A 26,082-nucleotide genomic window follows, 5' to 3' on the forward strand; every position below is an offset into this window, starting at 1 on the left:
AATACTAGCTGTCTTTCTTGTAGGATTTGGCGGCCTCATCGATCTTGCGCCAATCGTTTCCATGACGCCGCACCAGCTCCCGCGCCTGGGCCGGCGAGATGTTTTGCGTTTCCACGATATGGTTCACTTCCGTTTCTTCGCCTTTCAGCGGGCGCGAACGTGGCCTTCTGGGCCGGCTCGCCGCTGTTTCATCTGCATCACGTCGTCTCGCCATGGGCTGACCTCTCCTGATCCGGATTAACCGTCGAATGCCGGGAAGGTTTCCGCTCGCGTTCCTCGAGCAGTTCGGCTTGTCTCGGCTGTGTGGCTTGAACCCAAGGAACTTGCGCGGCGTTCCTTGCGAGCAGAGCTAGCAAGCGCAATCCGATGGAAAAATCCGAAGCCCATTTTGAACCGCAGAAGCCTTGTGGTGCCGAAGCGCGCTTCCCGTACGATCGAGCGGCAGTTGAGCGGTTCCAGCTTGCGTTTCCGCGCGCGAGGTGGAGCGACGAGCTCAGGAGCTGGTTCGTGCCCGGAAAAACGGCGGCGCGGCGGATCGAGCGCTGGCTGGCACAGGAGACAGCGGCTCGCGCAGCCCATGACGACAGTAAGGGGCGGGATGCCTTCGCCTTCGATCCACTGTCGAGCCACTATCTGGAAGTCGCGGACGACCTGCGCATTCGCACGCCTTATTCGAAGACCGTGCTGGAGGAACTGCGAGCGGTTCCATGGGCGAGTTGGGACGACGAACTGCGGGTCTGGCGGGTGCCTTTTCGCGCTTATGAGGAGCTGCGGCGCCGTTGGCCAAGCATCGAAAGAGCCGCCCAGCGCGCCGAGCCGGAGGAGAGGAAACGCCGGCGGGAGGCTGGTAAACACTCCGATGAGCACAAGGCCGCCAGGCTGCGCCATGCCGAACGCAGGCGCCGGCGCTATCCGGTTCCAGCCGAAGACCCGCCTCCGCTCGGTCGCGCCGTGGCGACGGTGCAATATGACGTTGTTGTCTTCACCGGGATTTCAGGCGAGCTCGCCGACCCCTCTGAGCTGGCGCCGTTCTACCCACAGTCGATGGAGACCGGCTTCGGCGCCGTTTGGGCGAGGTGGCGGCCGCCGACCTTGGCTGAACTGATCAAGACATGGCCGGCGCGGCGTCCTGCCGGATCAGCGGAACGATCGAGAGGGTGGTGGCGGCCGACGCTTGGCGAACTCAGAATCGCTCGCCGAAAGGCGAAAAGCCTGGAGCGGAGAAAACGTTCGCGAAGTGCCGATTGATATTCTTGGGTCTTTGATGGCTGTCACATGACAAGCGAGACGGGCCGCCGCCAAGGCTCGCGTACCCGACGTTCAGGTGGAATGTCGCAGGCCGAAAAGGAATTTCGGGTGCGATTTCAGCCCCGCGGGACCGGCATCCCCGCAGCCAAGCACGCGAGCTCATCGACTTGATCAGCATCGACGCAGCTTCGCTTCTTCGGCAGGCGCGCCTTCTCAAGAAGACGTAACCGCTCAGGCGCGATTTTCATCACGGCCTCATTTGTTAGCGCGCGACTTGCCGGAGAGGCGTATCACCCCTTTGTCGTTCGTACCGAGTAGTGAGGCAAGCGGACGCTTGAAAGCGGTATCGTGCTTTCGCCCCTGGCTAGGAGGCACGCATGTCCCTGCATGGTGTTTTGGATTCCACCCAACTTGAAATCCTCTCAAAAGCTGTCCATCGCTATTGTTCAAGGCATGGACTTGAGAGCGAGGAAGACCGCCAGTTGGTCGCCATGAGGGCCATGAGCCTTTTCGGCCAGGGCACAACTGACCTTGACCGGCTGTCCGCGAGACTGGAAAAGCTCGAAGAACCTGGGCACGGCTAAACCGGCTGGCAAGCGTGCAGCCGTAACAGCTCCAGCGCAGCGCTCCTAATCCCGCCAAATTGCGCCATCGCTAGCAAAAAGATCGCCAACACCAGCTGCTTGCTGCAGCGTAGAAGCTTCGGCGAAAGCGAATGCGGGGAGAAGAGGGTGATGGTGCCCAGAGGCGGATTCGAACCACCGACACGCGGATTTTCAGTCCGCTGCTCTACCAACTGAGCTATCTGGGCCTGCGCCGGCTAACGGGCTCGTCCGCCGGGTTTCACGGAAGCGCCGGGTGGCGCCCCCCTCGAAAGCGCGTGGGTTATAGCACGGGAATTCGCCCTGTCCAGCGCTTAGGTGTTGATAAAGAAAAATCGCCGGGAAACGGCGTATTGCTACGGGCCTTCACTGCTCGTCTGTGGACGAAGGGCCTTGCTTGGGGCCTCCGTCTTCTTCCTCTTCGTCGTCGCGGCCGGGAATGACGTAGGCGCCTTTCAGCCAGCGATTGAGGTCGATGTCCTTGCAGCGTGTCGAGCAGAACGGATAGTGCTCCCGCACCGAAGGCTTGCCGCATTCGGGGCAGGGGCGCTTCGGCCTCAGCGGCGTGACCTTTTCGTCCGGGCTCATGGCCGCGCGACGTGCCAGTTCTTGTGCGGCTTGAAGCCCTCGCCGGACAGCAGCGCGATACTCTCGTAGAGCGGCAGGCCGACCACATTGGTGTAGGAGCCGACCAGCTTGACGACGAAGGAGCCGGCGAGGCCCTGCACGGCATAACCGCCGGCCTTGCCGCGCCATTCGCCCGACGCGACATAGGCGTCGATCTCCTCGCGTGGCAGTCGCTTGAAGCGCACCCTGGTCTCCACCAGCCGCTGCCTGAGCTTGCCGCCCGGCGTGATCAGGCAGATGCCGGAATAGACCCGGTGCGAGCGGCCGGAAAGCAGGCCGAGGCAGTTCACCGCGTCGTCGATCGTCTCGGCCTTGGGCAGGATGCGCCGCCCCACTGCCACCACCGTGTCGGCGGCCAGGATGAAGGTCGGCGCATAGTCTTCCTCGCTTTTCAGCGAGGCGAACGCCTTCTCGGCTTTGTCCTTGGAAAGGCGCTTCGCCAGCGAGCGCGGATGCTCGGCGCGCAGCGGCGTCTCGTCGACATCGGCGGGCAGCACGCGGTCCGGTTCGATGCCGGCCTGCTGCAACAACTCGATGCGACGCGGCGAACCCGAGGCAAGCACGAGCTTCTGCAGGATGCTCATCGCGGTTCGCGCCGAATTGTTACTTGAAGCGGTAAGTGATGCGGCCCTTGGTCAGGTCGTAAGGCGTCATTTCGACCAGGACCTTGTCGCCGGTCAGCACGCGGATGCGGTTCTTGCGCATGCGGCCGGCCGTGTGGGCGATGATTTCGTGCTCGTTTTCGAGCTTCACCCGGAACATCGCATTGGGCAGCAGTTCCGTGACCACGCCCGGAAATTCGAGGACTTCTTCCTTCGGCATTCGATACCTTTGCTTGGATGGCGGTTCCGGGGCTTAGAGCATGATGCCGAAAAGTGTGAAGCGGTTTTCGGACGACATCATGCTCTACTCTTGATCTGGAGCCGGACGATTTCAGGTCGAACAGACCTGAACTCGTCCGACTCCAGCCGGAATTTGCGGCGGAACCTATATGATAATCGCCCGCTTGTGAACATGCTTAATCCGTCGCGTTTTTTGCTTCCGGAAGCAAGAAACGCCGGCTTATGCGCGTCTTCAGCCGCTCTCGCACATCGCGATAGGCGGCCATGATATGCTCGCGCGTGCCGCCGGTGTCGGTCGGGTCCGGCATCGGCCAGTACTCGACCTCGACGGCGAGCGAGCGGGTAAGCTCGAGCGCGGCGTGATGCGCTTCCGGCGCCAGCGTCACGATCAGGTCAAAATAATCGTCTTCCAGCTCGTCAAGCGTCCTCGGCTGCCGCTCGCCGAGCGTGAGACCCTCTTCGGCAAGCACGGCATCGACGAAGGGGTCGCGCTCGCCGCTGCGCACGCCGGCCGAGGCGACGAAAGTGGTGGCGGGCAGCATCCGCCGCGCCAGTTGCTCGGCCATCGGCGAGCGCACGGCATTCATGCCGCACACAAAAAGAATCGAATGCGGCAGCGCGGCCAGGACTACCCCCGCCAGTGCAGCACGCAGACGAGCGTGAACAACCGGCGCGCCGTGTCGAAGTCGATCTCGATCTTGCCGGCGAGCCGGTCCATCAGTGTTTGCGAGCCCTCATTGTGCAGGCCGCGGCGGCCCATGTCGATTGCCTCGATATGGCTGGGCGTGGAGGAGCGGATCGCCTCATAATAGCTTTCGCAGATCAGATAGTAATCCTTGACGATACGCCTAAGCGGCGTCAGCGACAGGATGTGGGTAACCACATCGGCGCCATTCTGGCGGCTGACGGCGAACACCAGGCGCGACTCGGCCAGCGACAGCTTCAGCCTGTATGGGCCGGCGCCATCGTCGTTGACCGGCCGGAAACTGTTTTCCTCGATCAGGTCGAAGATCGCCACTGCCCGCTCATGCTCGACATCGGGCGTCGAACGCCCGATCGATTCGTCGAGCTCGACGTCGATCAGCCTATCGCGGTTTTGGTGGTGGCCGGACATCGCTACATGTTCAGCCTGATCGCCACCGATCGTGCGTGGGCGTCGAGCCCTTCCGCCTTGGCGAGCGCGATCGCCGCCGGCGCCAGCGCCTTGAGCTGCTCCGGGCCGAGCTTCAGGATCGAGGTGCGCTTGACGAAATCGAGCACGGACAAACCAGACGAGAAGCGCGCCGAGCGCGCGGTCGGCAGCACGTGGTTGGAGCCGCCGACATAATCGCCGATGACTTCCGGCGTGTGGCGGCCGAGGAAGACGGCGCCGGCATTGCGCATCCCGGCGAGGAAGCTTTCGGCGTCGTCGAAGGCGAGCTCGACATGCTCGGCCGCGATGCGGTCGACCAGCGGCAGCGAAGCCTCGATCGTCGGCACCAGGATCACGGCGCCGAAATCGCGCCAGCTCGCCGCCGCCGTCGCGGCGCGCGGCAGGCTCTTCAACTGGCGCTCGACCGCCTGCTCCACCGCCGTGCCGAATTCGGCATTGTCGGTGATCAGGATCGACTGCGCGGATGCGTCGTGCTCGGCTTGCGCCAGCAGATCGGCGGCGATCCAGTCCGGATCGTTATCCGCGTCTGCCACGACCAGCACTTCCGACGGCCCGGCGATCATGTCAATGCCGACGCTGCCGAACACCTGGCGCTTGGCTGCCGCGACATAGGCATTGCCCGGCCCGACGATCTTGGCGACCGGCCGGATCGTCTCGGTGCCATAGGCGAGCGCGGCGACGGCTTGCGCGCCGCCGACGCGGTAGATCTCGGAAACGCCGGCAAGGTCGGCCGCGACCAGAACCAGCGGATTGATGACGCCGCCAGAGGCCGGCACCACGATCACGATGCGCTCGACGCCGGCGACTTTGGCCGGCACGGCATTCATCAGCACCGAGCTCGGATAGCTCGCTGTGCCGCCGGGCACATAGAGCCCCACGGCTTCGATCGCGATCCAGCGCGAGCCGAGCTCGACGCCGGCCCCGTCCGTGTAGCGGTCGTCCTTCGGCTTCTGCCGCTCGTGATGGGAGCGGATGCGGTCGCGTGCGAATTCGAGCGCCGCGACTGTGGCTGGATCGGCCGCGGCGTATGCCTTTTCGATGTCGGCCCTGGAGACGGCGATGCCGAGCCTGCTGAGATCGGCCTTGTCGAATTTCAGCGTGTAGTCGATGAGCGCCTTGTCGCCTTCGGCGCGCACGCGCGCGACGATGTCGCGCACCACGGCTTCGACGTCGGCCGACACCTCGCGCTTGGTGGTGAGGAATGCCGAAAAACGCAGCTCGAAATCGGCGTCGGTTTGGCTAAGCGTGATGGCCATCGTCGGTGCTCAGGTCCTGTGAACCGGGCGCGAGGTGGCTTCCCAGGAGCCGCCGACATCGGCGAGCCGCGCCTCGATGCACTCGACGTCGAGCATGATCGTGCCGCCTCCGGAAAAAACCAGCTCGATGATGCCGGCCGGCTTGCTGAATGCGACGAAGCTGACCGCCAGCAGCGACAGTATCTCCGCCGGCTTGTCGCGGGCGATGCCGCTGGTCTTGGCGCCCAGCACGCGGTCGAAATGCAGCACGCTCTGGCGCCGTTCATTGTGCTGGCGGAAGAAGCCGGACCTCGCCTCCCAGACGAAGCGGTTCATGGTCAGCACGAAACGTTTGGCCGCCGGCAGGTATTCGAGGTCGGAGACCTTCATCACGGCGTCCTGGACGTGGGCCGAGATGATGCTCAGATCCTGGTCGTCGAGCGCGATGAGCTTGAGGGCCATGCGGAATGCAAACCTGAAGGTTGATTAGTCAATCTTCTGTTATGCGGTCTTTCCGCTCTGCGCAACCGAGGCGCTTTGTCAGCCCGAAATCCGCTCGATCACCGCGCCGCAGCCGGAAAGCTTCTCCTCCAGGCGCTCGAAACCGCGGTCGAGGTGGTAGACCCGGTTGACGGTGGTTTCGCCTTCGGCGGCAAGGCCTGCGATGACCAGCGACACCGAGGCGCGCAGGTCGGTCGCCATGACCGGCGCGCCCTTCAGCTTGGCGACGCCGTCGACGATCGCCGTCTGGCCGGACAGCGTAATGTGGGCGCCGAGGCGGGCAAGCTCCTGCACATGCATGAAGCGGTTCTCGAAGATCGTCTCGGTGATGCGCGACTTGCCCTTCGCCATCGTCATCAGGCCCATGAACTGCGCCTGCAGGTCGGTCGGGAAGGCGGGGAAGGGCGCGGTCGTCACATCCACCGGTGCGATGCCGGTGCCGTTGCGCTTGACGCGGATGCCGGCATTGGTCGGCGTGATCTCGGCGCCGGTCTCGGCAATGACGTCGAGCGCGCTCTGCAACAGGTCGGGGCGCGCGCCTTCCAGCACCACGTCGCCGCCGGTCATCGCCACCGCCATGGCATAGGTTCCGGTCTCGATGCGATCGGGAATGACGCGCACGCGCGCCCCCGACAGCGCCTCGACGCCCTCGATGGTGATGGTGGAGGTGCCGGCGCCGTGGATCTTGGCGCCCATGGCGATCAGGCATTCGGCGAGATTGACGATTTCCGGCTCGCGGGCGGCGTTTTCGAGTACCGTCTCGCCCTTGGCGAGCGAAGCCGCCATCATCAGCACATGGGTGGCGCCGACCGACACTTTCGGGAACACGTAGCGGTTGCCGTGGAGACGACCGTTCTTGGTTTTGGCGACGACATAGCCGTTGTCGACGTCGAGCTCGGCGTCCAGCGCCTGCAGGCCTTCGAGGAAGAGGTCGACCGGGCGCGTGCCGATGGCGCAGCCGCCCGGCAGCGACACCTTGGCCTCACCCATGCGGGCAAGCAGCGGGCCGATAACCCAGAAGGAGGCGCGCATCTTGGACACCAGCTCGTAGGGCGCGGTGGTGTCGACGATGTTGCGGGCGGAGAAATTGATGGTGCGCGAATAGCCCTCCTGCTGCTTCTCGCGCCGGCCGTTGACGGAATAGTCGACGCCGTGATTGCCGAGGATGCGGATCAGTTGCTCGACATCGGCCAGATGCGGCACGTTTTCTAGCGTCAGCGTGTCGTCGGTGAGCAGCGAGGCGATCATCAGCGGCAGCGCCGCGTTCTTGGCGCCCGAAATCGGAATGCTTCCGGCAAGCTTATTGCCGCCGACAATTCTGATGCGATCCATGAAAGAACGTCCCCTCGGCCCGGACGGGCCGGTTTCAATCGGTTGAGTATATCCGGCTCTAGACTATCGGCCGGTGCGGTTCAAGAAATAGGATTTCCCCATCTGTGGACCGAGTGTGATCGGCCAGTGTGGCTGATTTCGGTTAGTCCTTGTGCATTTTTCCAGCAGTCGGCAATCCTTCCGGCCGATCATCAGGATTGCCATCCCGCCGCGAACGGGCCTGCGCCTTGCGCTTCTGCAGGTTGGCACGCAGCGCCTCGGCCAGCCGGTCCTTGCGCTCGCCGTCGCGTTTTTTCGGCGGATTTGGCTTGTCGTTCATCGCCGGTCCTCGCCGGCGGATAGCCGGCTGTGGTTCAGGCATAGTTAACATTGTGGCGCCGCCATGTCATCGAAGCCTGCTCGCAAGCGGCCTCCACAGCCGCGGCATTCGACACATGCCGCGGGAAAACCGCGCAGCGATTTCGCACGAAGGCATGCGTCGTTTTAAGGTTTTCTTGGCCTTGCGCTTGCCGGTTCGTTATGGCAGAAGCGCCGCCATCGCAGGCTGCGGTAGCTCAGTGGTAGAGCACTCCCTTGGTAAGGGAGAGGCCAAACTGTAGCCGCGCCATTTTCCCAAGCAAATTCATATCGTTGCCAGACCCATCATTTTCGACTGGTGTAAGGTCTCGGTGCCAATCTGGTTCGGTGTGGTTACGATGCCGTCGACCGCTTCTTTGAAGCGAGACCGCTTTTCGTCTCGCTGTCGCCATTCGCCGGCCGTCGAGCCTTCTTCTTTCCGAAAACCTTGTCGATGACGCCCTTTCCCTTCTTGGCGTGGGTGTAGTTCTCGACGAGGAGCTTCTTCGTCTTCCAGCGGCCCTTGAGGGCCGTGGTGGCAACATCGACGCCGTTCATCACGATCATCTCGGTCGCGAAGCTGTGGCGGCCTGGTTGATGGGTGCCGAGATAGGGGATGCCGGCCTTTTCGCAGATACGCATGATATCCTTACGCAGAAAGCGGGTCATGAACCCGAAGAGCCGGTTATTGGGTTTCTTGGCGCCTCGCCCGCTGTGGCGCGGGCCAGCTCGCCTATTTTTCCCCCAGGGAGTGCGCGCCTCCCATGACGCCAACCTTTCCCGCTTCCACTCCCGGAGCTGCTGGATTTCGTAGACCATTTCCACGGTGAGGTCCGCCTCACCATCCTCGCCGTTCTTCATGTCGCGAAAGATCACCTTCCTGTTCACCAGGTCGACGTCGGGGGAATCGTCTTCCAGCTTGATCGCGTCCGAGATGCGGGCGCCGGTCTGGAATATGAACAGCATCAAGGCACTGAGGCGGGGATCGTCGCTCGCCTCACGGAAATCGTCGATATAAGAGCGATCGACGGCGCGCTTGGCCGGCGCAGTCGAAACCTTGACGTCACGATCCTTCTTCGTGAAGCCCTTGATCAGCACCTCGCGGCATTTGCCCTCGTCGGCGGCGAAGTTGATGACGGCGCGGGCCGGGATCACCACCTGGCGGTTCCAGGTCGTGTAGACCGCTGCCGGATAGATCGCTTTCGCGGCGGCGCGCACATCCGAGCCCGTCATGTCGGAGATCCTGGTCTCCTTGAAATGCTCAAGCAATGGCCGGATGAAGCGCTCGTCTTTGCCGGCGTCGAGGTAGAGCTCAACGGCCTGGGCAAAATTGAAGCGGTCCTTTGGGTCGAGGTCGATCTCTTCCTGGGCACGCAGCTCGCGATTCAGGCGGACCTTGTTCGCTTTGGCTTCGTCAGTTTCGCTAGTGCTCTCGTGTACGCGCTGCTCGCCTTTTTGGGTGGGGACCGTTCCGGTGAGCCACCAGAACCGGCCGCGCTTATAGATCGTGAGCGGCATGACGCATTACCCCATAAAAACAACTAATCGATCTGCCGCGGCGAGATCAGCACCTGCCTGTCGACAAAGTAGCAGAGGCCCGTCTTGATTGCCTTCTCGCGCAAAGACCTGGCGGACATACGCAACCCTTTGTCGCGAAAACGCGACGACCAGTATTCCGGCGTCTGCGAGACGGTCAGCAGCTCGGGCGGGAGGTCGTTCATGCGCTCGTCCCGGTCGCGGCGGCCATCTGCTGGAAATCTTCTTCTTCGGGCTCGCGCTCATGCGCATCGATGCGCGCCAGCTCGTCCCATTCCTCGCAGAGGTATTCGTATTCGGACTCGTCGCCGTCGAAGAAAGGGTGGCGGCCGAGGTCGCGGTGCATGCGCCAACGGGTTTCGTCGGCGTAGCGACGGGTGTGGAAGGGCATCACCCAATCGGGCGGCGTCGTCTTCCAGGCATCATAGTCGGCCCATGGATCGCCGAGCATCATTTCGACCTCGGCACCTTGCCAGCGAGCATGCCGTGGTGCGCCCAATCCTGGGTGTAGTCGCAGAAGGGGCAAATCCAGCCGCGCACCGTCGTCACCAGTGCGCCGGTGTCGCCATAGGCGTCCCGGTGTTCGCCGTCGCCGCGGTTCGGGCACGTGAAGGGGTGGAGGTGGCTGCACGTTTGATTGTGGGCCAGGTTCTCGACTTGGTCAGCGGTGAACGGCATCGGTGGCCTCCTCGACCAACCATGTCTGCGAATTTCCCTTGAAGCCGAAGAGGCTGTCGCCCGCCTCGATGACGGCGACAGCCCCAATCGCGCACCGCCGCGTGAACCACGTGCTCGGGCACGGCCTGGTAAGGCCCTTCGAACCACCAACGCCTCTGGCCACTGGAGAAGCCGAGGCGCAGGGAATCGCCCTTCGCAAGTCGCTCAATGACAGCGGCGACTTTCATGGCGCGCCTACTGGAAGGTGCGGCGCGCGGACGCTTTGGAGCGGATCGGCGGTGCCTTGGGATGGCGGCCGAGGCCAGAGGCCTTCGCCAGCCGCGACCGCGTGGCGGAATAGTTCGGCGCCACCATCGGGTAATCCGCCGGCAGGTTCCACTTCGCGCGGTAGGCGTCCGGCGTCAGGCCGTGATCGGTCATCAGGTGCCGCTTGAGCGATCTAAACTTCAACCCGTTTTCCAGGCAGATGATGAAATCGGGATGGACCGACTTCTTGGGGTGAACGGCCGGCTCCTTCGGTACGATCGCGTTGATGGCGACCGCGGCGTCGAGCTTGCGCACCGCTCCATTCACGCTGGCGATCAGGTCGGGTAGTTGCGCGGCCGGCACCGGGTTGTTTCCGACATAGGCCGAGACGATCGAGGCTGTCAGCTCGATATAGTTCCTGTCTTCCATGCTTACTCTCCGTGGTAGGGGGTATGTCGTCGAGGTCAGATCGCCTCGGGTCGACCTGGTGACGGGCGCGGGTGCCCGATTGGTGCCGGCGTCTCGAGGAGATCAATCTCCATCATGCCGGGGAAGCAGGTAGGGGAGCGGGGGCGGACTTGCCGACGCATGGCCGTGACGTTCAACTGCTCGTAGCCGTGCTCTTGCAGGAAGGCGGCGATTGTCTCTGCCGCTCCGGCCGGCTGCGTCAGCAACCGCTCGAATGACATGACGAGTGTCGGGCAGCGGCTCTTCGCGCCGACCGCCGCCATGTTCGTTGATCTCTCGCTCCGGATACCGGCCACCATTGAGCGGATGCTTCTGCGGTTCGTCGCGACCCCGCTGAACATGACCGAGACCATCTTCAACTGAGACTTGGCTTGCTCGTGCGGTTCCCGGTCGAGCCAGATAACGATGTGCTTGGGCATGTCGCCGGTAGGCAGGTCGGCCGGCCCGACCAGCTTGGTGGCTTGGCCGCGCAACGCGGCGAAGGCGTTCGGGTCGAAGCTGCCGAACATGCTGGCGCTGCTTTCGAACGCCGGCCATTCGCCGACGCATGCAACGCCGCCGGCGAAGAGCATCTGCATCATCAACGATGTCCCGCAGCGGCCGAGACCGGCGACGACTATTGCGGGGGGACTGCTCATTTCGGATTCTCTTTGCTACCAAATCGGTGCTTAGTGTAACCATTTTGGTTACACCGAAGTCAAGCGAAAAAGGCCGTCTAATTTGGATGAGGTCTTGGTTTGTGGCCTAACCGAAAGCACCTGGCTGGTCGGCAAACAGGATCTCGGTGCGCCAATGCCGGCGCAGCCTGTGTCCCAGCCGACGCAGCGCCTGCAAGAGCTTTCGCTGCAGCCAGGGCTTCTCCATCAAGTTCCCGGGAAAGCGAGGATCGCTATGCACGGCGAGCGCCGGCACTTCGATCAAAGGGGAACCCTTGGGATAGAAGCTCTGCGTTTGAACGCTCAGGGCCGGGATCATCTGATAGGATTTCAGACTACCGGCGATCCCACAGGCGGGGTTGAACTTCACATGGTCGACCGCATCCGAGAATACCTTGGTGACGCGCAAAAGGCGCTCTGCCGCCGGTTTCGAGAGAATGTATCCGCCGGACCCAAAAGAGTAGCTGCGCAGGCGCGCCAGTTCGAAGCCATCGCGCAGCGCATGTACCGTGCGGTCTAGCCACACCCTTCCGACGACACTCTCGACCTTGACCAGGTCCGCATCGCCGGGGATCCAGCTGGACCCCTCAACGAGGAACAGACCTGCCCGCTTGGAGATCAACATGTCGTCTTCGAAAACGCAGCCGTAAGCGTCCTGGCCCGACGCGATCCGCTCCCAGCATTTTCGATGGCTCAGGAAGCAGCCCACCTCTTCCGGCGTCATCGCGGCTGCGCCGGGGACGGGCCTGTAGACGTCCGAAATTTCGGAATCGGTCAGCAGCCGCCCGTCCACCGCCCGTACTCGTTGGAAATCCGCTCCGATAGCGTTGAGGCGATCGGCCATCCGCTGCCACCTGTGGGGGCTGCGGTCCAGGTTGATGACGTACGATTTCATGGCGTAGATCGGCAGCTTTGCTGGCGGATCAGTCTTTATGGAGTGCTCTCAAGGTCGGCGATTTAGTTTGAGAACCGGCACGTTGTCTCAGCACGTTTCGGCTGGTTGGCATCACATCTGAGTGATGGACGAAAGTCCGCCGGATCGGTGATGGACTCATGGGAGCGATCCCTCCTTGCCGATGGTTGAAAGTGGGGATTTGGCCCGCTTTGCCGTTGCTCGTTCGGCGTGCGGCAGCTGTTGCATCCGTGCAACTGCACGTGATCACAATTTCGAGAGCTTAAACGTGTAGTTGTGCTCCGCGAATCTCCAGGGATACGACTGTCCATCCATGCGGGAGGCTCACATGAAACTTGCGTTGCTTTGTTCGGTCGCATTCCTGGCGATCTCGTCACCGGTCCTGGCTGCGGACCTCGTCCAGCCCGTCGCTGCCATGCCTTTTTCCTGGACCGGCTTCTATGTCGGAGGCCAGGCCGGTGGTGGATGGAATGACAGCCATTGGTCGGGGAGTTTTTTCGATCCCTTCAACACCAACGGGTCTGGCGGCATTTTCGGGGGCCAGATCGGCTACCACTACCAGATCGGCCAATATGTCGTCGGCATTGAAGGCGACCTCGCGGGCTCGACCGTGAGAGGCGAGAACCAATGTTCAGGTTTCTTGGCAACCTGCGAGACCAAGCAGGATTATCTGGGCTCGGTGCGTGGCCGTCTTGGATACGCTTTCGACCGTTTCTTGGTTTATGGCGATGCCGGTGTCGCGTTCACCAAGTATAAATCCGCCGAGGTTGAGCCTTTTCCTGATACGTACAGGGGCGGGTCGCGGGCCGGCTGGACCGCGGGCCTCGGCGCCGAGTACGCCCTCACCAATCACTGGACCGCAGGGGTGGAATGGAACTACTACGACTTCGGCACCAAGAACGGCGTGCAGACAGGTATCATCGACATTCGCGACAGGGAAAATGTCGTGGTCGGCAAGATCAACTACAAGTTCTGAAGCGCTCGGTCGGGTTCATAGGAGCCGCCCCTGCCTGTCGTTGGTTGGGGGTGGCTTCGCCGTGGCAGTCTGGCAGCATTGGCCTCCCGTTCTTCGCGAACGGCACGAGCCGCTTCCAATCGAAAAACCCGAGTTGGCCGGCCGCCTGAACAAACTCAACTGGTTGCGCATTGGCGATGATCAGGCCTTTCGGGACGAAGAACCAGGGGCTCTCGAACTCGGTGACAATATCGACGACTGTGCCAGCCCCGACGATGCCACCGCGCTCGAGCTCGGCCGGGGGCAAGTATTGGAAGCCGAGGAACCAGCACAGATCAGCACAGCACTCATATTCGTCGCGCGTCATGCCGGTTGATGCGTGGATAGCGAAATCGCCGCGGAACTTGAGACCAGGATTGCCTGCGCGCCAGGATCGGTTCTGCACCGGCTTCCAGCCCATCATGAGGCAGTGCGCCCATGGCTGGCGCACCGACAGTGCAAGCTTCGGAAGGTCGTCCATCACTCGCTCCTGGCGATCAGCTTGGGTTTCAGTTTGCCTTGTTTGGCCCTGTTCTCGACCGAGATCGGGACACCCGGCCGCTGCTCGAAGATCGTCTGCAGTACCTTGCGTACCTGCTCGGCGCCGGGCGCGCCGGTGGCGAGGATCATCAGCGCCGCGTCGGAGAGCGCCTGACTGATGTTGGCTGCGGTGGCAGCGACCGAGGGCGCGGCGCGCACCTTGGCCCGGCTACGCCGCCGGGCAAGGCGAAAATATTCCCGCTTTTGGTCCGCGTTCAGGCTGGAGAAGCTTCCCGGCTTTGGCGCGTTCTTCGCCGTCAGCAGGCCATAAAGCTTCTCAAGCGCCTCGTCAGGACTGAGTTGCGTTTGGACATGTCCAATTGCGGTTTCCATCACGGCGCCGCCGCCAGCAAAATGCCGATCAGGATCAGCAGCGCGCCGATGAACGAGACTACCGCGCCGAAGACATAACCCTCGATCGGCACCCACCGACCGGTGATATCGAGATAAGCGCGCCGTGCGCACGCGCTGATCATGAGGATGAAGCCGACGGCCAGGAAGAACGTGCTCATCACGCGCCCGCGATGTTGGTGTGAGTGGTGATGATGTTCGCGCCGCCGTCGGCGCGACCAGGATCCGAGGCGGCCGGCGCAAGACGGTAGTAGTCGAGCGCGGCTTCGGCGACCGCGCACTCTGCCAGGTCTTCGACCGTCCGGCCCTTCTCGGCCGAAATCGCCTTCATGCGAGCTGCGGTCCGCTCGTCGACATACACGGAGATGATCGGCATCACTCGCCGCCTTCGCCACGGTCGCGCTTCCGGGCCTTGGTGATGAGCACCACCTCGCCGTTCGGGTAGATCAGCTCGACCTGCTCGTTGCGGCCGATGCCGTCGAAGATTGATTGCAGGTGAAGCGTCAAGCGCTCGTTGGTCCTCTCGAGCACATCCATCTTCGCCTCGATCTGGGCACGAGCGATGCTGGCCTGGAGGTCGGAGAGACGGAGCGGAGCGGTTACTTGGTCGGTCATGCGGTCGTGTCCTTCTGGGGTTGAACGGGAGAAAACTCGACGGTGTTCAGGCTTTCGCCAGGATCCAGCGCGAGGTCGGCGCCGGCCCTCGTAAGGCGGAAGCGCCGCCGGTGAGGATTGAGCCTGAGCGCCGCGTCGCGTACCCGGCCTCGACCATCGCCAGCCAAATGCGGGTGGTCGGTGCTGCCTTCGCCGGTCACGAAATAGTTGCGGTAGGATTCCTGGCGCCGGCCGTCGAGACCGAGGGCGTGCCGGGGAAGATCGCGCTGGACCGGTGTCATCGCTTCTTGTCCACCACTTCGAATGTGAACACGCCGTCCACCGCCTTCATCGTGAGATTTGAGGAGCCGGTGGAATCGATCTCGGCCACCGGCATCTCGACTTTGTTGCCGAGCCGGCGGACCAGGGCGATGATGAGCTGGCTCTTCATTGCCTCGATCACCATCTGGTGCTCGTAGGAGAGGTCGCGGATGCTGCTCATGCCGTTATGCTGCCTCCTCGTCGGGCGTGCGGTCGGTGTAAGGCGCGAAACCCCGGAACTGGATGCCGGTGTGCAGCAGCTCGCCCCACCCGCGCGCGCTGTCGCGGTAGACGATCCGGCGCTCGCCATAGGCGGCCAGACATTCCTCGACGACGCGCTCGGCGTCGTTGGTGACACTCGGTAGACCCGGCCGGCAGCGGTCCGCGATGAAGACCATGCCGGGCGTGACCGCGATCTCGGTGTAGCTGGCGCGCCTCATCGAAAACCTCTGTGGAGCTTCGGGAAGGGCCGGCTCGGGATCTTCCGTTTCGGCTTGCCCTTTCCGGTACGTCCCTCGAGCCGCTTCGTCTTCGCGATCTCGCGCTGGTCGACCGGGGTTTTGACGCCATGCGTGGGCTTGTTCAGCGCCACGATGTAGTCGAGGGCGCACGATGGCGGGATGGTGTCATGCGCTTCCGGGTCCCAGCGCCGCCGCTGCAACGCCGGATCGTGATCGAACTGAACACCGTCGAGCGGGTTGAGCCGCGCGCCGCTGGGCTCCTTGCCGCCTTGGCGCACCACGATCTCAAGCTTCTCGCGGACGCTCAGCACGCGCGGCCGCCAGTTCTCGGGCGGACCGAGCACCTGGGCACCGTGGTCGGGAAGGATTGCGATCCGGCCGGCCATGATCAGCCCGCGCTCGGCGGAGTGAGCGCAGCGAGCCGCCGCGCCTTGATCTTGTCGGCCAGCTGGCGGCTGCTCTCGTCGTCGTGGAATTGAGCCTCGACGTCGAACTCGGTCCAGATTTCCTCCACGGCCGCGGCGGACTTCGCACCGGCCAAGGCGATCTGAAAATCCTCGAAGAACTTGCCGTAGTCGAAGGCCGCTGGTTGCTCCTCCTCGGCGGCTTCTGCGCCGTCGTGCATGCCCTCGACATCCTTGTCGAACCCGTTCTCGGGGATAGGGTCGACGGCGTCGAGGCTGGGCACCGGTGGCGGCGATGGCGGGGTGAGCCTCGCCCTGGGTGCCGGCTCGTCGTCGTGGTGCTCGATCAGATCGCCGGCGATCTCGCGGGCCTCGAACTCATCTCGCACGCCGCCAAGAACGTCGCCGAATAGCTCGCGCAGGCAGAAGCCAGCTGCGCGCCATTGCTTCATCCGCTTGGGATGGCGGAACCAGGAGGAATCGTTAGGCACGTCGTCCCACACATGCTGGTTGTTTTTCCAGACCTTGCCGCGACGGGTCGGGCGTTCGTCCCAAAGGCCGGCTTGCTTGGCATCCGCGACCGAATAGGCCTCGACCTTCATTTCCCCTGTGTCGGAGCGCACCGCCTTGCACCAGCCGATGGTACGCTCGTCGACGGTGTTCATCTGGGCAACCACATCCTTGTGCAGGCCGAGATTGAGGAGCGCCTCTTTCGTCGCATCGCGCAGATACCCCAGCTCGACCGATTTCGCTCTGCCCGACTTTCGAACGACGTTGATCAGTCCGTCGCCGTAAAGCGCCGGCTTGCCGCCGATGACGGTAAAGCTGCGCAGCGCCACCATGGGCGGCAGGCCGAGCTCCGCGCCGGACATGATGACGATGGCCACGGCGCTGGTGCCCTTCTTGCCCCAACGCTTCCAGGCGTCGTCGCCGGCATCCTCAGCCGGCTCGCGACCGACAAGCGCCTGTGGCGCCAGACCGGCCTCGACGATCATGGTGGCGAGACGCCAAGTTTCCTCGATCGACTGAGGGATGATGGCGCTGATCGCGCCGCCGACCATAAGGGCCGGTACCTGAGCCCGTTCGTTCATTTCCAATCCTCGGGGTTGAAGCTGTTGGCGCGCCACGTCCGGCGCATCTCGTTTTGCTCGATGCGCATGTCGTTCCATGCGAACCAGAAGGCGGTGGGGACTTCGCGGAAAAGCCGCCTCAAAGCGGCGCTGATCATCACGGGGAGCCAGAAAATGACGATGGCAACGCGGACCAAGCTCATGGCTATTTGTCCACGTCGTCGAAGATCGACCGGTTGCCGTTCTCGTCGAGCAGCGTGCCGTCTGGCGCCCATACGTGCCGGCCGTTCGGATGCTTGGCCGCGCGCTGCTCGTCGGTGCGCTTGTCGATGCCGACGATCGAGATCTTGGCGACGTCGGAATGATCCTTGATCTCGGCTACCGTGACCGATGTCTCGCGGCCGCGCATCGGCACCATCACCCGGGCGCCGACAGCCACATCGAATGCGCCTGCGAAATAGTCGTAGGTCTTGTCGCTCTCGCCAAATTTCACGGCGACGATCTTCTGGTCGGTCATGCTGCCCTCTTGTCTGGAACCCGGTCCATGCCGGCTGGCAGGGCGGCGTCTTTGTTGCGCGCGATGCGGCCTGCGATCTTCTCGACCGCCTCGCGCACCTCCGGCTCGTCTTTCAGGGCCATGACCAGAGCGTCGTAATCGGTGATGTTCGCGACCCAATAGGTGTGCAGGGACATCTTGGCGCCGGTCCTGCCGGCGAAGACCGGACGGGCTTGTGCCTCACGTGCAGCTTGCACCGCACGCTCGCTCAGCCGCTTGGCCTCCGCCTCGGCTTCGATCTGCAACGCCTCCTGCTCGCTCTCCTGCGCGAATGAAGACGCGATGCCGGGGGAGGTGCTGGCTTCACGCCGGGCCTTCTCCTCCTCGACCGCGCGCGCTGCGTCGGCCGCCCGCTGCTCAGCCGCTTCTGCCTCGCGCCGAATGCGATCGGCGTCCTCGCGGGCCTTGCGCTGGCGATCCTGCTCCTGGCGGTCGAGTTCTTTCAGCCACGCTTCACCATGCTTTTTCAGCTTCTTGGCGAGGTCCTTGGCATCGGTGCGCAGATCGCGCCATTTGTCGTCGACCGCGTTGCCGCCGTCGAGCCAAGGACGCTTCTCGACGTTGAATTGTTCGTCGGCCTTGTTGGCGATGCCGGCGAGCCGCTTTGCCCAGACGCCCGCCTGATCGGCCTGCTCCTGGGTGCTGATCGGCTTTTTCAGGAAGCCCTCGACCGTTTCCTTCTCGGCCGCCAGTTCGAGGGTCAGGTCTTTGTGCAGATCGCCTGTCTTGGCCGGGAGGTTGTGCTCCTTCGAAACCGGCGGCGGGTCATCGGGCCAAGGCTCGCCGGCCAGCACGGAATGATAGAGCGCTTCGGTGATCGGGTTGCGGCAAGCATAGTTCCAGACCTTGTCGGCCTCCGCTTCCTTGCCGCCCTGCAGGCAGATGACACTGCCCGCCGCGTCGCGCCAGATGGCAACGGGAACCAGGGGCGCATCCTTGAACGGACGGTTCCTGAAAAATCCTGACTCCGGGCTGTCGGCCGAAGGGGCGAGCAGGAGCAGCTGATCGTGGGTCAGCTCGCGATATCCGCCCGCCAGCTTCATTGCCTGACGCCACCATGCGTATTGGTCCGCCGTCATCCGTCTGTTTCCTTTTGTGTTACACGTGAAACCATTTTGGCAACACAATGGGCGCGACAAAGCGGTCGCGGGGTGCAGTGCTGCTTAGATCGGGAGAACCCGGCCGAGCTGGTGCGGGCGAATGGTGCGGGGGGTCACACCAGCCCGGCCGGGGGCACGCAGATACTCAACACATGACCGCGAGGCGTGATGGGTAAATACAACCAGGGGCAACTGGGCCATCGGTCTAGCGATCCTTCTGCGTGATCAGGATCGTAACCGATTTGGTACGTTTTGCAAGAGGTGTTTCCGAAATGGTTACATCCCGGGCAAAAAAAAGCAGATTAGAGGGTGGAAATTCTGAGCCGAGCGCGGCCAATGACCTTCAAGTCCGCCGGCTGCACGGTTTCGTTGGTCGCCGCGGGGTTGTCGCTGTGGACCTGAACGGCGCCTGTCGTCGTGGGCGAAAGGTAGCGCCATTGCACCGCGCCGGCGATCTCCAGGGCGAACAGGCCGGGTCGATTGGGGATGTTGTCGTCCAGATCGATCACAAGCGCATCCCCTTTGGCAACAATGCCATTGGCCTGGTACGCGTCGACCATCATGAACCGAAGGTTGTGCCCCTCCGAGTTCGGCAGCATCCGCGTCAAAAACTCTGGATCGATCACCAGTCCTGGCGCTGCCGGGCGGCTCTTCCCGGCGGAGATCTCGAATACGTGGCTGAATTTGCTTACGTCCACCTCTGCAAGCTCTGGAAACATAAGCTCTTCCGGCCTCACGTTCAGGTGCGGCGCGATTCGCTCTGCCCACTTCAAGGTGAGCTTGCGTCCATTGGGGCCGTCTTCTTCTTCCAAACGGCCCATCTGCGGCCTTGTGGTGCCAACGCGACGCGCCAGCTCGGCCTTGCTGATCCCAGCCTTTTCCCGGAAGTGCTTAATTCCATTCGCCATATCAATGCGGTAGCTCAAAACGAATTCGTGCGAAACTGTGCCAATTTGGTTACAAACCTTGACGTGTAACCAAATTGGTGACAAAACCCAGCCATGGAAAACCTGCATCAACTGACGAAATGGCGTTTGGACCGCAATCTGAGCGCTGCCGACGTGGGCCGGATGATCGATTGTACGCGGCTGACAGTCGATCGGTACGAGGCCGGCCGGATGCCCAGGCAACCATATCTCGACCGCATCGTCGTTATGTCCGACGGTGAGGTGAACGCAAACCACTGGTTGGGCAGGGAGGCGGCAGATATCGTTGCACGGCGCCGGACTCCGGCTTGACCCGAGATACGATCAACACGGTTCCTCGTTCCGTCCGAAATTGGTCGGCGCGTTCAACAAATTCCCAGGCCGCAACTCCAAGCGGTTTCCAGCAATCATCGTCGTGGGCCATCGGCTTTCCCCTTGCGGTTGTAGCGATAATGGCGGGGAAATTGTTGGATGTGTCCGACAAGGCATCCGAGAATCCCGATGGGTCGTCGTTCCTTCTCCTGTTTTTTGTGAGGAATCGATGCAAGACATCGCTGCAGAGCTACAACAGGTGGTGTTCAAAGCCGCCGGAACCATCAAACCAGGCATGGGCATCAAAGCTCAGATCAACGCCGCTTGTGACGCGCTGGGCTACCCGCGCGGCCACTGGCGGGTGAGGGAGGCCTGGTATGGCACGGCTTCCAACTGGAACGGCAAAGCCATCTTCGACCTCCTCGGCCGTTACAACCGCTTGTGCCAAAAGACTGGCTCCGATGTTGAGCCAGTTAACGATCCTGTAGCCGTCATCGCGAAAGCTTCGAACACAGGCTGATTTTGACGGAGGTGTGATTTCCTCCGCCAATTACTTCGGCCTTAGGTCCGCACGCAATGTTTCAAGTTGAAACATTCCGAGGAGGTTTAATAAAAATGAAGCAGACTGACGGCGGGCAGGCGGTAAACGGTGAAGTAAAGACAGTTATGGCCGGGTTTTGTCAAACAGCAAGAAGCATTGGATCGGCTGCCGCCGAGCGAAGGGCAACTGTGCATCTTGTAGCAGCAGCGGCATATCTGGGAGAAACCGTCGGTCCGACCATGACTAAACAGATCCTGTCGGCGGTATTGGCGTCGATCGGATAGGCAATGAACTACCAGATAGAACGGCAATACCATTTGTAGCTTGTAGGATTGCCGCTCCTCGCAGTTGAGAGAGCGACGGCATGACTATCATTACCCGCAAGCGTGCGGACCAGTACGCCATCATCCCGAACGCTGTCGCCAGTGATGACAGGCTGACGTTCGAGGAGCGTGGCGTGCTGGTCTACTTGCTGGCGAAGCCGCACGACTGGAACGTGTCGGTCAAGAACCTCCAGAACCAGGGGGGCATCGGCCGCGACAAGGTCTATCGGATCCTCCAGAAGCTGGAGGAGGTCGGCTATCTCAAGCGCGAACAGACCAAGAGCTCAGACGGCCGCTTCGGGGCCTACAATTACATCGTCCATGATGATGCTGTGCCCGAGAGCCTGCCGCTGCCGCGTCCTGAAAATCAGGAAGCGGGCGCACCGCGTCCTGAAAACACGGAAACGGCCTCACCGCTTCCTGAAAAACCGGTAACTGGAAATCCGCTTAACGGTGAAGCCGACACATACAAAGAACCTATTGAACAAAATCTACCCCCCTCACCCCCTTCCAGGGGGGGGCTTGGAGATGATTTTGGGAAATTGGTTTCTGGCTATCCAGCGGACAAGGTAGGCGATCTCGACACTGCGTTCAGGGCCTACCGCGGTCTGACCGACGTCGAGCGGGGTCAGGCGTCGGCATGCATGGCGCTGTTCGTCCGCGCCATGATCCTGCGCGGTGTTCGCGTGCCGAAGCTTGCGACATACCTCAGCGAGCGTCGGTTCGCCGAGTTCGATGGCGCTCCTGACATCGACAAGGACGGGCATTTCGTCATCACACCGGATCGGCCGGAGTGGCGGGATTGGCTGGGCTCGATCCGCGCCAAGTACGGCGAAGCCGGCGTGCAGACGTCGATCCGTCATCGAAAAATCGTGAGAGAGACACGCTGGCCACCCGATCTTTCGCTTGCCAATGGTGTAACCAATTTGGCAACATCTGGAACCGGAACGGATACTGCTTCGGCGGCTCGGGCATGATGAAGATGAAACGCCTTTTTCTCGATACGCCCGCCGAGCTGGAGAAGCGGATCGACCGCTTCATCGAGCACATGCGGCATGCCGAGGACATCTTCTTCACCAAGAACAAGCGAGGCCTGCCTACGCCGCGCGACCTGCTCTGGATACTGTTTGCCGACGCCGTCGACACGGCCCGAAACATGCCCGACGTCGAACGCCGCATGGTCTCCAAGGTCGGATCGGCTATGCCCTCGCGAGAGACCGAGCATCAGGCCTATGTGCGCGAGCTGTCGCGCATGGCCGACGGGATGCCACAGTACGACAGCACCGAAGTTCGCATCGTGGTTCACCAGTCGGCCGCCGATCGCATGGTCGACATCATGGACCTTCTCCGCTTCGTGCGGGCAGGGCGGCAAGGGCAAGACGCGCAGCGCTACAAGCGGACGTTCCTGGCGCATGCCGGCGGCCACGGCGTCGAGTTCTGCACCCGCGTCTGGGACCGGCATCGCGTCGAGGTCATGTCGAGGCAGGCACTGCACGACGTCAAGAGCCGGGTCCTCGGCCAGATCCTGGTCGGCATCGAGAAGGAGTTCGGCCTGGTTCGCACCAGCCGCAGTTTCCGGCGCAAGACCGTTCGGGAAATCGACCAGCTTCGAAGGGAACGCAAGCGCGAGGAGAAACGTCGCCGGCGTGAGGAGCAGGAAAACAATGCCGGTTGACATCGCGATGCCGCGCAACCTGGTCGATCGGCGCAAGAACGCCGGCCATGCCGCGATCTGCGCCGTCGGCTTCGAGGCTGATCCGGGCGTCTTTCGGCTCGCTACGGCCGAAAACATCGAAGCGCATCTCCCCCAGCTCCAGCCCGGCCGGTGGGAGAGGCTGCATTTCGCGCACGTCGTCTGGACGCCAGGGCTCGCCGTGGCCCGCACCATGGTTCTGGGCGCAGAACGCAATCTCGCTAACTGCCATCTCGGCCAGCACTGGTACAGGGCAAGTCTCGACCTTCTTCACGGTGTGATCCTGGCCGAGGCCGCAGCCCTTAGGTCCCCCGTTTGGTCGCAGTCCGAGATGATGCAGATGCTCAGAGGTCAGGCCATGCGCGCGGCCGATCGCTTTGCGGCGGGGATCGTCTGATGTTCCCGACGGCCGACCAGATCGCCCTCGCCATCGTCATGGCCTGCCGGCCGCACCGAGAGGATCCGTTTGCGGTGTGCGCCGGCGAACTCGGCATGCGCGCTCGTCATCTCGCCATGGAAGCGTTGATGATCGGCTTTCCTGATGCCCGCCGAGTTGGGCTCGGAAAATGTCTGGCCTACGGCACTCCGCGTTCGGCGCAAGGCCAGGTGATCGGCGCCAAGAAAGGCAAGTGGTGGAGCGACGACCATGTCGACGAGATCGTCGGCGCCATCGTCGCCGAACAATACGGCGAGCAAGCGCAATGACCGCCTTCCTTTCCCGTTTCATCCGTCGTCTTCGCGGCCGCGCAATCCCGCGTGTGTCGTGTCGCGGCATCTACCTGAGGATCAACTAAAATGGACATGCCAGCAGTGCAAACGCCCCTCGTGTCCGATGAGGACATGTCAAGCGCCCTGGAGGAACAGCTGGAGCAGGACGCTCCGCCGTCGGTCCGCTCGATGATCGCCAACACTGGCAAAACGCTCAAGCGCTTCGTCGATCAGATGCGGCGCAAGGAAACCGAGCTGGAGGGGGTGAAGGCGGCCGCCACGGCAGAGTTTGAGCGCGTCGTCGCTCTCGCGAAGATGGTGCGCGATAACTGCCACGCTGAAACCGACGCGGATCTCCACCAGATCAGGACGACACTCGAGGTGCTCGATCCGGCCCGGGCCAAGCTGTCTGAAATGGCATAGGCCATGGAGGCGGTTGTTCCCTTCGACGATTCCGGACTCGCTCAGGTGATCGAGCGAGCTCGGATACTGTTCGACGACGGCGACGTCGCTTCGGCGCGAATGCTGGCGTCGGGTGCGTATGACCAGGCGAAGGCCGCCGGCAGCTATGCTGCTCGCTTCCATGCCGGCGAGCACCTGATCTTCAAGGCGCGCAAGCTCCAAGGCGACGCCCTGCTGATCGAGGCCCGTGCCAAGATCACCATCGCCACGGAGTGGACTGCCGCCCAGGAAAGAGGGGAGGCATCGAAAGGCGGCAGACCGAAAACCGTTCCAGACGGGAACGGTTTCACGGCAGCCGAAGCCGGGCTCACCCGAAAGGAAATCCACGACGCCCGCAAGCTGGCGGATGCGGAGCGGCGAGATCCTGGCATCGTCGAGCGGGTGATCGCCGGGCGGGTCGCGGAAGGACTCGAGCCCAGCCGGGCGAACCTGCGCGTGGCGATCGGCACCGACACCGCCAGCGCGGACGAGCGCGGCAACAATCTCTACGAGACGTGTCCGGAAGCGACGCACACGCTGCTGGCGCTGGAGACCTTCGGCCCGCGCATCAAGGAACCGGCATGCGGTCGTGGCGCGATCTCGCGCATCCTGGAGGCGGCCGGCTACGACGTCCTGCTTTCCGATCTCGTCGACTATGGCACCGCCGATCGCCATGGCGTCTTGCAGGACGTGCGGGACTTCCTCACCAGCGAGGCAGGCGACGATTGCGACGATATCGCCACCAACCCGCCCTACGGCGGCGTGCTCAATGCTTTCGTCGCGCATGCGCTGCGCGTGCATCGGCCGCCGAAGATGGCGTTGCTGCTCAACCTGAATTTTCTCTGCGGCTTCGACGATCCGGACCGCAACTACGCCATGGACGACTGCAAGCCGGCGCGCATCCATGTCTTCACGCGGCGCCTGCCGATGATGCATCGGGACGGCTGGGACGGCAACGAAGCCTCGAGCCGCATGAACTTGGCCTGGTTCGTCTGGGAACAGAACCTGGTCGGCGACTATGCCGGGCCGACGGTCATCAACCGCGTCGACTGGAAAGACTATCAGCCGAGCGAGTCCGTGTGATGCCTGCATATCGCAGCTCGGCTGAAGCCGAGATCCGAGAGGCGGCTGTCGCTCGCATCCGCCAGCGCCGCCCCAATGCAAGGATCATCCATGAGATCAACGTCAGCTCGAATGGACCCAACCGCATCGACGTTGTCGCCGTCGACCGCGCTGAGATCATCGCCTGCGAGGTGAAATCGGCCAAGGACAAGCTCGATCGCCTGCCGGCACAGGTCGCATCGATGTTCGGCGCGGCGCATCACGTCATTGCCGCCATCCACGAAAAATTCCTGGTCGAGCAGGAGACCAACCAGTGGGCGGCCCACGAGGAGCGCGACGGGAAATTCTTCATGCGCAAGGTCCCCGAGGGGGTCAGCCACAAATGCGAAATCTGGGTGTACCCGGAGCGCCGGCGCGCCTTGCCGACCGCCAACCACGATCATCTCGAAAAATGGGCGCTGCCTCACCCTGTGTTCGAGCGCCCTCTTCCGGCAAGCGCTCTCGATCTCTTGTGGCGTGACGAGCTGCAACAGCTCTGCTCTTCGTTGCGTGTCTCCGCCACGCGCCAGTCTGTCATGACTGACATGGTCGCGGCCTTGCGGTGGCACTGCACCGGCAAGGAGCTGACGCGCGGCATCTGCCGACTCCTTCGAGCCCGCCAGTGCAAGGAAGCCGATCCCGAGATCATCGAAAGGACTGCCGCATGAACCACTTCGCGGGCTTCACCACGCCGGTCGTGGGTGGTCATCACGCCATGCTGCGCTTTGCCGAGGACGGCCGCGCCGAGCCGGTGCTTGGCCCCGGCGGCGAGCCGAGGATATTCCCGACCGAGGTGGAGGCATGGAAGGCCGTCACCGAAAGCCTGTTGCGCTACTTCAATGGGCATATGCGCCGTGATGGCGCAACCATCACCAGCGCCCGCGACGCGGCCGAACGCATCTTTCGAAAGGGCCGGATGATTCCGGTGGAGCACCGCTGATGTCAGGATTTCGCGAAGGCTGGGCTCTCAAATCGCCAACGGCCGTTACCACACACTACTTTCGCCGGCGCGGTCTCGGACTCGCCGTATCTCTCTGCGGCTCCCAGGATGCGCCGGCCGGGTGGCTCATGGAAAATTCGGGCGCCGGCCAATGCGAACGTTGCGCCACGGTGCGGGCGAAGGAACTCGCCAGATTGGACGTTGTGCCACCAGAGGCGGCCGAGGACGAGCGCGGCGACCAACGAGCGTGCGAAGGGAAGGCCGGCGACTGACGCGCGCTGGCGGGCCTCTACACTCGACAAAAAAATGGGGCAGCGGAGACCAATCCGCTGC

At 62.8% G+C, this 26,082-nt stretch carries 45 protein-coding genes and 2 tRNA genes; 15 read left to right on the forward strand and 32 right to left on the reverse strand.

Annotated elements, in window-relative coordinates:
* Nucleotides 1-4 precede the first annotated feature (4 nt).
* Complete coding sequence (locus A9K66_RS24035; RefSeq protein WP_066993812.1) at nucleotides 5-214, reverse strand: hypothetical protein; 210 nt, start codon at nucleotides 212-214, stop codon at nucleotides 5-7.
* Between the two features lie 152 nt (nucleotides 215-366).
* Here A9K66_RS24035 and A9K66_RS24040 point away from each other — a divergent pair, with 152 nt between their 5' ends.
* Nucleotides 367-1,248: a hypothetical protein gene (locus A9K66_RS24040; RefSeq protein ID WP_067328555.1), complete on the forward strand. Its 882-nt coding sequence runs from the start codon at nucleotides 367-369 to the stop codon at nucleotides 1,246-1,248.
* Nucleotides 1,249-1,625: 377 nt separating this feature from the next.
* Entirely contained in the window at nucleotides 1,626-1,832 is a 207-nt protein-coding gene (locus A9K66_RS24045; protein ID WP_066993806.1) for a hypothetical protein, read from the forward strand.
* 151 nt (nucleotides 1,833-1,983) lie between these two features.
* Here A9K66_RS24045 and A9K66_RS24050 read toward each other — a convergent pair.
* The 10 genes from A9K66_RS24050 to A9K66_RS30845 form a co-directional block, all read right to left on the reverse strand.
* A tRNA-Phe gene (locus A9K66_RS24050) sits at nucleotides 1,984-2,059 on the reverse strand.
* 157 nt (nucleotides 2,060-2,216) lie between these two features.
* Nucleotides 2,217-2,438, reverse strand: a complete 222-nt coding sequence (gene yacG / locus A9K66_RS24055; protein WP_067328558.1) for a DNA gyrase inhibitor YacG — start codon at nucleotides 2,436-2,438, stop codon at nucleotides 2,217-2,219.
* Nucleotides 2,435-3,061, reverse strand: coding sequence for a Maf-like protein (locus A9K66_RS24060; protein ID WP_067328560.1), 627 nt, complete (start codon nucleotides 3,059-3,061; stop codon nucleotides 2,435-2,437). Before A9K66_RS24060 ends, yacG begins: the two co-directional genes overlap by 4 nt.
* A gap of 19 nt (nucleotides 3,062-3,080) precedes the next feature.
* Nucleotides 3,081-3,299, reverse strand: coding sequence for a translation initiation factor IF-1 (gene infA, locus A9K66_RS24065; RefSeq protein WP_006200926.1), 219 nt, complete (start codon nucleotides 3,297-3,299; stop codon nucleotides 3,081-3,083).
* A 196-nt stretch (nucleotides 3,300-3,495) separates the two neighbouring features.
* Nucleotides 3,496-3,960, reverse strand: coding sequence for a low molecular weight phosphatase family protein (locus A9K66_RS24070; RefSeq protein ID WP_082954052.1), 465 nt, complete (start codon nucleotides 3,958-3,960; stop codon nucleotides 3,496-3,498).
* A complete protein-coding gene (locus A9K66_RS24075) occupies nucleotides 3,948-4,433 on the reverse strand; it encodes a UPF0262 family protein (protein ID WP_066993793.1) in 486 nt (161 codons plus the stop codon). The genes A9K66_RS24070 and A9K66_RS24075 overlap by 13 nt, the downstream gene beginning before the upstream one ends.
* Before the next feature lie 2 nt (nucleotides 4,434-4,435).
* The gene (hisD, locus tag A9K66_RS24080; RefSeq protein ID WP_067328562.1) at nucleotides 4,436-5,728 is read right to left on the reverse strand and encodes a histidinol dehydrogenase; all 1,293 of its coding nucleotides are present in this window, start codon (nucleotides 5,726-5,728) and stop codon (nucleotides 4,436-4,438) included.
* A 9-nt stretch (nucleotides 5,729-5,737) separates the two neighbouring features.
* Nucleotides 5,738-6,169, reverse strand: a complete 432-nt coding sequence (locus A9K66_RS24085) for a DUF2948 family protein (protein ID WP_067328564.1) — start codon at nucleotides 6,167-6,169, stop codon at nucleotides 5,738-5,740.
* Nucleotides 6,170-6,247: 78 nt separating this feature from the next.
* Nucleotides 6,248-7,540, reverse strand: coding sequence for a UDP-N-acetylglucosamine 1-carboxyvinyltransferase (gene murA, locus A9K66_RS24090; RefSeq protein ID WP_067328567.1), 1,293 nt, complete (start codon nucleotides 7,538-7,540; stop codon nucleotides 6,248-6,250).
* Between the two features lie 142 nt (nucleotides 7,541-7,682).
* Nucleotides 7,683-7,859, reverse strand: a complete 177-nt coding sequence (locus tag A9K66_RS30845) for a hypothetical protein (protein ID WP_095802509.1) — start codon at nucleotides 7,857-7,859, stop codon at nucleotides 7,683-7,685.
* A gap of 220 nt (nucleotides 7,860-8,079) precedes the next feature.
* Here A9K66_RS30845 and A9K66_RS24095 point away from each other — a divergent pair.
* Nucleotides 8,080-8,147 (forward strand) — tRNA-Thr (locus tag A9K66_RS24095).
* Between the two features lie 83 nt (nucleotides 8,148-8,230).
* On the opposite strand, the gene A9K66_RS24100 is transcribed toward A9K66_RS24095, so the two are convergent.
* From A9K66_RS24100 to A9K66_RS24130, 7 genes are all read right to left on the reverse strand, one after another.
* Nucleotides 8,231-9,394, reverse strand: a complete 1,164-nt coding sequence (locus tag A9K66_RS24100; protein WP_067328570.1) for a tyrosine-type recombinase/integrase — start codon at nucleotides 9,392-9,394, stop codon at nucleotides 8,231-8,233.
* 23 nt (nucleotides 9,395-9,417) lie between these two features.
* A complete protein-coding gene (locus A9K66_RS24105; RefSeq protein ID WP_067328572.1) occupies nucleotides 9,418-9,597 on the reverse strand; it encodes a hypothetical protein in 180 nt (59 codons plus the stop codon).
* A complete protein-coding gene (locus A9K66_RS24110; RefSeq protein ID WP_067328574.1) occupies nucleotides 9,594-9,866 on the reverse strand; it encodes a hypothetical protein in 273 nt (90 codons plus the stop codon). The genes A9K66_RS24105 and A9K66_RS24110 overlap by 4 nt, the downstream gene beginning before the upstream one ends.
* Nucleotides 9,863-10,090 (reverse strand): hypothetical protein, encoded by a 228-nt coding sequence (locus A9K66_RS24115; protein ID WP_067328576.1) that lies wholly within the window; start codon nucleotides 10,088-10,090, stop codon nucleotides 9,863-9,865. Before A9K66_RS24115 ends, A9K66_RS24110 begins: the two co-directional genes overlap by 4 nt.
* Before the next feature lie 234 nt (nucleotides 10,091-10,324).
* Nucleotides 10,325-10,765 (reverse strand): MucR family transcriptional regulator, encoded by a 441-nt coding sequence (locus A9K66_RS24120; protein ID WP_067328578.1) that lies wholly within the window; start codon nucleotides 10,763-10,765, stop codon nucleotides 10,325-10,327.
* A gap of 35 nt (nucleotides 10,766-10,800) precedes the next feature.
* Nucleotides 10,801-11,385 carry a hypothetical protein gene (locus A9K66_RS24125; protein WP_156751137.1) on the reverse strand — a complete coding sequence of 195 codons (585 nt, stop codon included), beginning with the start codon at nucleotides 11,383-11,385 and terminating at the stop codon, nucleotides 10,801-10,803.
* Between the two features lie 163 nt (nucleotides 11,386-11,548).
* Nucleotides 11,549-12,355 carry a glycosyltransferase family 25 protein gene (locus A9K66_RS24130; protein WP_067328582.1) on the reverse strand — a complete coding sequence of 269 codons (807 nt, stop codon included), beginning with the start codon at nucleotides 12,353-12,355 and terminating at the stop codon, nucleotides 11,549-11,551.
* A gap of 346 nt (nucleotides 12,356-12,701) precedes the next feature.
* Here A9K66_RS24130 and A9K66_RS24135 point away from each other — a divergent pair, with 346 nt between their 5' ends.
* A complete protein-coding gene (locus tag A9K66_RS24135) occupies nucleotides 12,702-13,349 on the forward strand; it encodes an outer membrane protein (protein WP_067328584.1) in 648 nt (215 codons plus the stop codon).
* On the opposite strand, the gene A9K66_RS24140 is transcribed toward A9K66_RS24135, so the two are convergent.
* From A9K66_RS24140 to A9K66_RS24205, 14 genes are all read right to left on the reverse strand, one after another.
* Entirely contained in the window at nucleotides 13,333-13,848 is a 516-nt protein-coding gene (locus A9K66_RS24140) for a hypothetical protein (RefSeq protein ID WP_067328586.1), read from the reverse strand. The two genes, A9K66_RS24135 and A9K66_RS24140, sit on opposite strands and share 17 nt — an antisense overlap.
* Nucleotides 13,848-14,240, reverse strand: a complete 393-nt coding sequence (locus A9K66_RS24145; RefSeq protein ID WP_067328588.1) for a hypothetical protein — start codon at nucleotides 14,238-14,240, stop codon at nucleotides 13,848-13,850. Before A9K66_RS24145 ends, A9K66_RS24140 begins: the two co-directional genes overlap by 1 nt.
* A complete protein-coding gene (locus A9K66_RS24150; RefSeq protein ID WP_067328590.1) occupies nucleotides 14,240-14,419 on the reverse strand; it encodes a hypothetical protein in 180 nt (59 codons plus the stop codon). The genes A9K66_RS24145 and A9K66_RS24150 overlap by 1 nt, the downstream gene beginning before the upstream one ends.
* Nucleotides 14,419-14,634 (reverse strand): hypothetical protein, encoded by a 216-nt coding sequence (locus A9K66_RS24155; protein WP_067328592.1) that lies wholly within the window; start codon nucleotides 14,632-14,634, stop codon nucleotides 14,419-14,421. Before A9K66_RS24155 ends, A9K66_RS24150 begins: the two co-directional genes overlap by 1 nt.
* Nucleotides 14,634-14,873 carry a hypothetical protein gene (locus tag A9K66_RS24160; protein ID WP_067328594.1) on the reverse strand — a complete coding sequence of 80 codons (240 nt, stop codon included), beginning with the start codon at nucleotides 14,871-14,873 and terminating at the stop codon, nucleotides 14,634-14,636. Before A9K66_RS24160 ends, A9K66_RS24155 begins: the two co-directional genes overlap by 1 nt.
* A complete protein-coding gene (locus A9K66_RS24165; RefSeq protein ID WP_197507514.1) occupies nucleotides 14,870-15,154 on the reverse strand; it encodes a hypothetical protein in 285 nt (94 codons plus the stop codon). The genes A9K66_RS24160 and A9K66_RS24165 overlap by 4 nt, the downstream gene beginning before the upstream one ends.
* Nucleotides 15,151-15,354 carry a hypothetical protein gene (locus A9K66_RS24170; RefSeq protein WP_067328596.1) on the reverse strand — a complete coding sequence of 68 codons (204 nt, stop codon included), beginning with the start codon at nucleotides 15,352-15,354 and terminating at the stop codon, nucleotides 15,151-15,153. The genes A9K66_RS24165 and A9K66_RS24170 overlap by 4 nt, the downstream gene beginning before the upstream one ends.
* Before the next feature lie 4 nt (nucleotides 15,355-15,358).
* Complete coding sequence (locus A9K66_RS24175; RefSeq protein WP_067328598.1) at nucleotides 15,359-15,613, reverse strand: hypothetical protein; 255 nt, start codon at nucleotides 15,611-15,613, stop codon at nucleotides 15,359-15,361.
* A complete protein-coding gene (locus A9K66_RS24180; RefSeq protein WP_067328600.1) occupies nucleotides 15,610-16,020 on the reverse strand; it encodes a hypothetical protein in 411 nt (136 codons plus the stop codon). The genes A9K66_RS24175 and A9K66_RS24180 overlap by 4 nt, the downstream gene beginning before the upstream one ends.
* Before the next feature lie 2 nt (nucleotides 16,021-16,022).
* The gene (locus tag A9K66_RS24185) at nucleotides 16,023-17,129 is read right to left on the reverse strand and encodes a hypothetical protein (protein WP_067328602.1); all 1,107 of its coding nucleotides are present in this window, start codon (nucleotides 17,127-17,129) and stop codon (nucleotides 16,023-16,025) included.
* The gene (locus tag A9K66_RS24190) at nucleotides 17,126-17,311 is read right to left on the reverse strand and encodes a hypothetical protein (protein WP_067328604.1); all 186 of its coding nucleotides are present in this window, start codon (nucleotides 17,309-17,311) and stop codon (nucleotides 17,126-17,128) included. Before A9K66_RS24190 ends, A9K66_RS24185 begins: the two co-directional genes overlap by 4 nt.
* 2 nt (nucleotides 17,312-17,313) lie before the next feature.
* On the reverse strand, nucleotides 17,314-17,625 hold the full coding sequence (locus A9K66_RS24195; RefSeq protein WP_067328606.1) for a hypothetical protein: 312 nt from the start codon (nucleotides 17,623-17,625) through the stop codon (nucleotides 17,314-17,316).
* Nucleotides 17,622-18,743 (reverse strand): hypothetical protein, encoded by a 1,122-nt coding sequence (locus A9K66_RS24200; RefSeq protein ID WP_067328608.1) that lies wholly within the window; start codon nucleotides 18,741-18,743, stop codon nucleotides 17,622-17,624. The genes A9K66_RS24195 and A9K66_RS24200 overlap by 4 nt, the downstream gene beginning before the upstream one ends.
* A 323-nt stretch (nucleotides 18,744-19,066) precedes the next feature.
* Nucleotides 19,067-19,690: an XRE family transcriptional regulator gene (locus tag A9K66_RS24205; RefSeq protein ID WP_179294523.1), complete on the reverse strand. Its 624-nt coding sequence runs from the start codon at nucleotides 19,688-19,690 to the stop codon at nucleotides 19,067-19,069.
* A 75-nt stretch (nucleotides 19,691-19,765) separates the two neighbouring features.
* Here A9K66_RS24205 and A9K66_RS30850 point away from each other — a divergent pair, with 75 nt between their 5' ends.
* The 11 genes from A9K66_RS30850 (at nucleotide 19,766) to A9K66_RS24255 (ending at nucleotide 25,749) form a co-directional block, all read left to right on the forward strand.
* The gene (locus tag A9K66_RS30850) at nucleotides 19,766-20,002 is read left to right on the forward strand and encodes a helix-turn-helix transcriptional regulator (RefSeq protein ID WP_067328610.1); all 237 of its coding nucleotides are present in this window, start codon (nucleotides 19,766-19,768) and stop codon (nucleotides 20,000-20,002) included.
* A 229-nt stretch (nucleotides 20,003-20,231) separates the two neighbouring features.
* Entirely contained in the window at nucleotides 20,232-20,522 is a 291-nt protein-coding gene (locus A9K66_RS24215) for a hypothetical protein (RefSeq protein WP_067328612.1), read from the forward strand.
* A 95-nt stretch (nucleotides 20,523-20,617) separates the two neighbouring features.
* Nucleotides 20,618-20,827: a hypothetical protein gene (locus tag A9K66_RS30515; protein ID WP_156751140.1), complete on the forward strand. Its 210-nt coding sequence runs from the start codon at nucleotides 20,618-20,620 to the stop codon at nucleotides 20,825-20,827.
* Between the two features lie 80 nt (nucleotides 20,828-20,907).
* Complete coding sequence (locus A9K66_RS24220) at nucleotides 20,908-21,843, forward strand: helix-turn-helix domain-containing protein (protein WP_067328615.1); 936 nt, start codon at nucleotides 20,908-20,910, stop codon at nucleotides 21,841-21,843.
* Nucleotides 21,840-22,541, forward strand: a complete 702-nt coding sequence (locus A9K66_RS24225; RefSeq protein WP_067328617.1) for a hypothetical protein — start codon at nucleotides 21,840-21,842, stop codon at nucleotides 22,539-22,541. Before A9K66_RS24220 ends, A9K66_RS24225 begins: the two co-directional genes overlap by 4 nt.
* Nucleotides 22,531-22,956, forward strand: coding sequence for a hypothetical protein (locus tag A9K66_RS24230; RefSeq protein WP_067328620.1), 426 nt, complete (start codon nucleotides 22,531-22,533; stop codon nucleotides 22,954-22,956). The genes A9K66_RS24225 and A9K66_RS24230 overlap by 11 nt, the downstream gene beginning before the upstream one ends.
* The gene (locus A9K66_RS24235) at nucleotides 22,956-23,264 is read left to right on the forward strand and encodes a hypothetical protein (RefSeq protein WP_067328622.1); all 309 of its coding nucleotides are present in this window, start codon (nucleotides 22,956-22,958) and stop codon (nucleotides 23,262-23,264) included. The genes A9K66_RS24230 and A9K66_RS24235 overlap by 1 nt, the downstream gene beginning before the upstream one ends.
* Before the next feature lie 90 nt (nucleotides 23,265-23,354).
* Nucleotides 23,355-23,690 carry a hypothetical protein gene (locus A9K66_RS24240; RefSeq protein WP_067328624.1) on the forward strand — a complete coding sequence of 112 codons (336 nt, stop codon included), beginning with the start codon at nucleotides 23,355-23,357 and terminating at the stop codon, nucleotides 23,688-23,690.
* A gap of 3 nt (nucleotides 23,691-23,693) precedes the next feature.
* Nucleotides 23,694-24,791, forward strand: a complete 1,098-nt coding sequence (locus tag A9K66_RS29830; RefSeq protein WP_082954054.1) for an SAM-dependent methyltransferase — start codon at nucleotides 23,694-23,696, stop codon at nucleotides 24,789-24,791.
* Nucleotides 24,791-25,477, forward strand: coding sequence for a hypothetical protein (locus A9K66_RS24250; protein ID WP_067328626.1), 687 nt, complete (start codon nucleotides 24,791-24,793; stop codon nucleotides 25,475-25,477). Before A9K66_RS29830 ends, A9K66_RS24250 begins: the two co-directional genes overlap by 1 nt.
* On the forward strand, nucleotides 25,474-25,749 hold the full coding sequence (locus tag A9K66_RS24255; protein ID WP_067328628.1) for a hypothetical protein: 276 nt from the start codon (nucleotides 25,474-25,476) through the stop codon (nucleotides 25,747-25,749). The genes A9K66_RS24250 and A9K66_RS24255 overlap by 4 nt, the downstream gene beginning before the upstream one ends.
* Nucleotides 25,750-26,082: the final 333 nt, after the last annotated feature.

Source organism: Mesorhizobium sp. AA23 (assembly GCF_001672435.1).
GTDB lineage: Bacteria > Pseudomonadota > Alphaproteobacteria > Rhizobiales > Rhizobiaceae > Mesorhizobium.